Raw genomic sequence first — 4,608 nt, forward strand, 5'->3', positions numbered from 1 at the left:
TGGTAGTGTGGGGTCTCCCCATGCGAGAGTAGGGAACTGCCAGGGATCCGATAAGACAAAAAGGCCATCCTGGCGGATGGCCTTTTTGCATTTGTTCTGCCAGAACAAAGATCAAAATACTATTCCACAAAATAATCGCTGCCAGTATTGTTTATACGGATGGAATAATGTTCATTAGTGTAAACCGGGTAAATCAACGTCTAATCTGAGCTTCCGGCTGTGTAACTTGTCTGAAAAGCATCTATCTGTTGCCTGAATCGGGTAAACTAACAACCTAATTATTTTGTTAAGGTCAGGATATGTTGAGCCCTACTCATTCACTCAAACCTTTCAATACACTGGGCCTTGAGATCAGTGCTGACGAAATCGTTCTTGCAGCAACAGCAGAAGAATTACTGCAGGCCTGGCAGCATAGTCAGGCTCTGGGAAAACCGTTTCTGTTATTGGGTGGTGGAAGTAACGTATTATTTCTTGATGATTTTAAAGGAATAGTCGCGGTAAATCAGATCAAAGGTATTACCGTCAAAGGGCATCACACTGGCTATGATTTACATGTGGGTGCTGGTGAAAACTGGCACGAACTGGTGCAATACTGCCTGCAACACAATATTCCAGGACTGGAAAATCTGGCCTTAATCCCGGGAGTCGCCGGCTCAGCCCCGATTCAGAATATCGGTGCTTACGGAATAGAGTTCAAAGATGTATGCCACTATGTGGATGTCCTGAACCTGCGTAGCGGAGAAACATTTAGGTTAAATACCGCAGAATGTCTGTTTGGTTACAGAGACAGTATCTTTAAACATCAATATTGTGAAGGTTATGCAGTGACTGCTGTGGGACTTCGACTCAGTAAACAATGGCGACCAGTACTCACCTACGGAGATCTCGTTCGTCTGGATGCAGAGAAAGTTACGCCATCAGAGGTATTTGATGCGGTTTGCAGTATGCGGAAAAGCAAATTGCCGGACCCTGCTATCCAGGGAAACGTGGGCAGTTTCTTTAAAAACCCTCTGATTACTGCGGAACAAGGACGACATTTGCTGGAAGATTACCCCTCGATACCTCATTATCCGCAACCGGATGGCAGAATGAAACTTGCTGCAGGCTGGCTGATAGATCAATGCCAGTTGAAGGGTTATCAAATTGGTGGTGCAGCGGTTCATCGTATGCAGGCACTGGTACTGATTAACCACAGCCATGCCCAACCGCAGGATATTGTCAGCCTGGCGGGATATGTGCGGCAAACAGTCGGTAAAAAATTTAATGTGTGGCTGGAGCCTGAAGTGAGATTCATTGATGCACTCGGGGAATGCGATGCGGTCGGAGCGATATCATGAAAGATTACACAGTACCGTTAAAAGTCGCAGCGATACTTGCAGACGGTGAGTTTCACTCAGGTGAACAACTGGGCGAGATTTGCGGCATGAGCAGAGCAGCGATAAATCAGCATATTCATACTCTGAAAAGTTGGGGACTGGACATCTATACCGTCACCGGGAAAGGGTATTGCCTTGCTGTACCGTTGCAATTGCTGGATGCAGAAGTGATCCGCCAGAATGTCACAGGCAGTGGTGAAGTGAGTGTTATACCGGTTATTGATTCGACTAATCAGTTTTTAATGGACCGGATGACTTCGCTTTATCCCGGCGATACCTGTATTGCTGAATACCAACAATCTGGTCGCGGCAGACGGGGACGACAGTGGTTTTCTCCTTTCGGTGCCAATTTATACATGTCTATGTACTGGCGGCTGGAGCAGGGCCCCGCAGCTGCAATGGGGCTGAGCCTGGTGGTAGGGATTGTCATGGCAGAAGCTCTGCAGTCTCTGGGGGCAAAAGATGTTCGGGTTAAATGGCCTAATGACCTTTACCTGAACGATAAAAAACTTGCCGGTATTCTGGTAGAACTGAACGGTAAAACGGGTGATGTTGCGCATATTGTGATCGGTGCCGGTATAAATCTGATAATGCGTCAGGTAGACGATAGCGTAGTGGGGCAGCAGTGGATCAGTTTGCAGGAGGCGGGAATTGATATTGATCGCAATGCTCTCACAGCTGAACTGATTAATACGTTGCGTTCAGCATTGCAATTGTTTGAAACCGAAGGTCTGACACCCTTTGTCAGTCGCTGGGCAACTCTGGATAATTTTATTCACCGGCCTGTGAAGCTAATTATTGGAGAACAGGAAGTCCACGGTATCGCCAGAGGAATTGACAGCCGCGGCGGACTGTTACTGGAACAGGATGGACAGATAAAACCCTGGGTGGGCGGCGAGATATCGTTACGGGCGCAGTAAGGTATAATTGATTGAAATTACGGTCAGAGCAATTCTGACCGTAACCGGTGTAAAGCGGATTATTTTCGTAAACGAACCGCATCAACAGCATGATCTTCACTTTTAGTTAGTATCAGACTGGCTCGCTCACGGGTGGGCAAAATATTCTGCTTCAGGTTCTCCCAGTTAATCTCCCGCCATAAGTTTCCGGCAATTTCAGTCGCTTCTGAAACCGGTAATTTTGCATAATGGTGGAAGTAAGAGTCGGGATCGGTAAATGCCCCTTCACGGAATTTCAGGAAACGGTTGATATACCAGCGTTCCAGTAGTTGTTCCGGGGCATCCACATAGATTGAAAAATCGACGAAGTCTGAAACGAAGACACGATGAGGATCGTGCGGATAATCCATACCACTCTGCAGAACATTCAGTCCTTCCAGAATCAGAATATCAGGCTGTGAAATTTGTTTATCGCCATCCGGTATCACGTCATAAATGAGATGAGAATAAACCGGTGCTGTCACCTGCTGCTCTCCGGATTTAAGATCGGAAACGAAACGCACTAACTTATGCATATCATAAGATTCAGGGAATCCCTTGCGTTTCATTAACCCCCGTTCTTTGAGCACAGCATTTGGATGCAGAAAACCGTCGGTGGTGATCAGTTCCACTTTCCGATGCTCGGGCCAGCGACTGAGCAGAGCCTGCAACACACGGGCCGTAGTACTTTTCCCAACAGCCACACTTCCCGCAATACTAATGATATAAGGAATTTTCTGCTCATTTTTGCCGAGGAACTGCTCGAGTACAGCCTGACGACGCAGGTTGGAACTGATGTAGAAATTCAGTAAACGGGATAAGGGTAAATAAATCTCAGCCACTTCTTCAAGTGACAGGTCTTCATTTATGCCTTTCAGCCGGGCAATATCCTGGCCGGTTAATGTCATAGGCACCGAGTCACGCAGGGTCGCCCATTGTTCACGAGTGAACTGTAGGTAGGGAGAGGTGGCCAGTGACAAATTGTTTTTATTCATAATTCAGGCATCTGACGACAGAGTGATTCGGTTCATCACCGGTACCGGTTGAATGCCATTAATTGGCAGCAGAACCGTGGTGAAATGTAATAGTCATAAAATATCAGGCTGGAGGTTAACACCAGTTGGGCATCAGTAAAAAGTAAAAGATGTCACGCCACGATTTTTTTGCGTGCCAGCCCGGGCAATCAGATATTACCAGGCATTTTTGAAGCTACGGCACACAGCGAATTTGTCAGTGAGTAGAGATTTTCATCCGGTGGGTTGTGTTATTTTTGAACAGTCGCAACGAGAAAAGCAAATTAAACGCTTATTTTCTAAAAAATGTTGTCACGGCTGCCAGTCAAAAGGAGGGCGTTCAACATAAGGAACGGTGGCCGGGCCAACATGTTCTGCAGTCTGGCGGATAAAATACCACCATTATTTGTTGCTGATTTAAACAGTTATGCCGCGAAAACCCCCATTTTGGGTGAATAGTAAGCGAAGAGAAAAAAAATTAAAATTTGTTGTTGCATCCTGACGCGGTGCCCCCTAAAATGCGCCTCAACTTGATGCCGACTTAGCTCAGTAGGTAGAGCAACTGACTTGTAATCAGTAGGTCACCAGTTCGATTCCGGTAGTCGGCACCATCAAGTTAAGGTGGGATTCCCGAGCGGCCAAAGGGAGCAGACTGTAAATCTGCCGTCACAGACTTCGAAGGTTCGAATCCTTCTCCCACCACCATCTCAATGTTGTTTATTGAGTGGGTGTGAAGCAAAGTGCTATCACAGCCTGGTGAAGCAGTAGAGTCACCCCGAGTGTAGACCGGTTGTATTGGTCGAAAGTCGGTCAGTTTATCTGGCAGACTCGAATAATAAGAGAGCCATCTTATTATTCAAAAGCTACAGAAATATCAGGTAGCAGAGTTCCAGGATGCGGGCATCGTATAATGGCTATTACCTCAGCCTTCCAAGCTGATGATGCGGGTTCGATTCCCGCTGCCCGCTCCAGATGTGCTGATATGGCTCAGTTGGTAGAGCGCACCCTTGGTAAGGGTGAGGTCCCCAGTTCGACTCTGGGTATCAGCACCACTTCTTATATCTCCTCCCTGAAATTTCTGTTATCTAATAAATTCATTTTTTATCAGGCAATCAAACACCTGGTTGATGTGATCATATCACCGACTTATCCGTGTTTTAAAAGGGTTATTATCTAATGGCTAAAGAGCAATTTCAACGTAACAAACCACACGTTAACGTCGGTACTATCGGCCACGTTGACCACGGTAAAACCACTCTGACTGCTGCAATTACTACCGTA

At 46.5% G+C, this 4,608-nt stretch carries 4 protein-coding genes and 4 tRNA genes; 7 read left to right on the forward strand and 1 reads right to left on the reverse strand.

The window, feature by feature from the left end; translation table 11 throughout:
- Positions 1-299 precede the first annotated feature (299 nt).
- Together murB and birA are read left to right on the forward strand one after the other, a co-directional pair.
- Positions 300-1,337, forward strand: coding sequence for a UDP-N-acetylmuramate dehydrogenase (gene murB, locus B3Z23_RS02370; protein ID WP_294901099.1), 1,038 nt, complete (start codon positions 300-302; stop codon positions 1,335-1,337).
- Entirely contained in the window at positions 1,334-2,296 is a 963-nt protein-coding gene (birA, locus tag B3Z23_RS02375) for a bifunctional biotin--[acetyl-CoA-carboxylase] ligase/biotin operon repressor BirA (RefSeq protein WP_294901102.1), read from the forward strand. The genes murB and birA overlap by 4 nt, the downstream gene beginning before the upstream one ends.
- Positions 2,297-2,355: 59 nt before the next feature.
- Here birA and coaA read toward each other — a convergent pair whose 3' ends face one another.
- Positions 2,356-3,309 carry a type I pantothenate kinase gene (gene coaA / locus B3Z23_RS02380; RefSeq protein WP_294901105.1) on the reverse strand — a complete coding sequence of 318 codons (954 nt, stop codon included), beginning with the start codon at positions 3,307-3,309 and terminating at the stop codon, positions 2,356-2,358.
- A 553-nt stretch (positions 3,310-3,862) separates the two neighbouring features.
- Here coaA and B3Z23_RS02385 point away from each other — a divergent pair.
- The 5 genes from B3Z23_RS02385 to B3Z23_RS02405 all read left to right on the forward strand — a co-directional run.
- Positions 3,863-3,938: transfer RNA gene (locus B3Z23_RS02385), tRNA-Thr, on the forward strand.
- A gap of 9 nt (positions 3,939-3,947) precedes the next feature.
- Positions 3,948-4,032: transfer RNA gene (locus B3Z23_RS02390), tRNA-Tyr, on the forward strand.
- A gap of 191 nt (positions 4,033-4,223) precedes the next feature.
- Positions 4,224-4,298: transfer RNA gene (locus tag B3Z23_RS02395), tRNA-Gly, on the forward strand.
- A 5-nt stretch (positions 4,299-4,303) separates the two neighbouring features.
- Positions 4,304-4,379 (forward strand) — tRNA-Thr (locus tag B3Z23_RS02400).
- Positions 4,380-4,503: 124 nt separating this feature from the next.
- On the forward strand, positions 4,504-4,608 hold a 105-nt coding region (locus B3Z23_RS02405), incomplete at its 3' end, for a GTP-binding protein (RefSeq protein WP_294901108.1).

Source organism: Tatumella sp. UBA2305 (assembly GCF_002345795.1).
GTDB classification, from domain to species: domain Bacteria; phylum Pseudomonadota; class Gammaproteobacteria; order Enterobacterales; family Enterobacteriaceae; genus Tatumella; species Tatumella morbirosei.

Bases quoted from the DNA above. Each gene is read 5' to 3' on its own strand.
- murB (WP_294901099.1), top strand. From the start codon at position 300: ATGTTGAGCCCTACTCATTCACTCAAACCTTTCAATACACTGGGCCTT.
- birA (WP_294901102.1), top strand. From the start codon at position 1,334: ATGAAAGATTACACAGTACCGTTAAAAGTCGCAGCGATACTTGCAGAC.
- coaA (WP_294901105.1), bottom strand. From the start codon at position 3,309: ATGAATAAAAACAATTTGTCACTGGCCACCTCTCCCTACCTACAGTTC.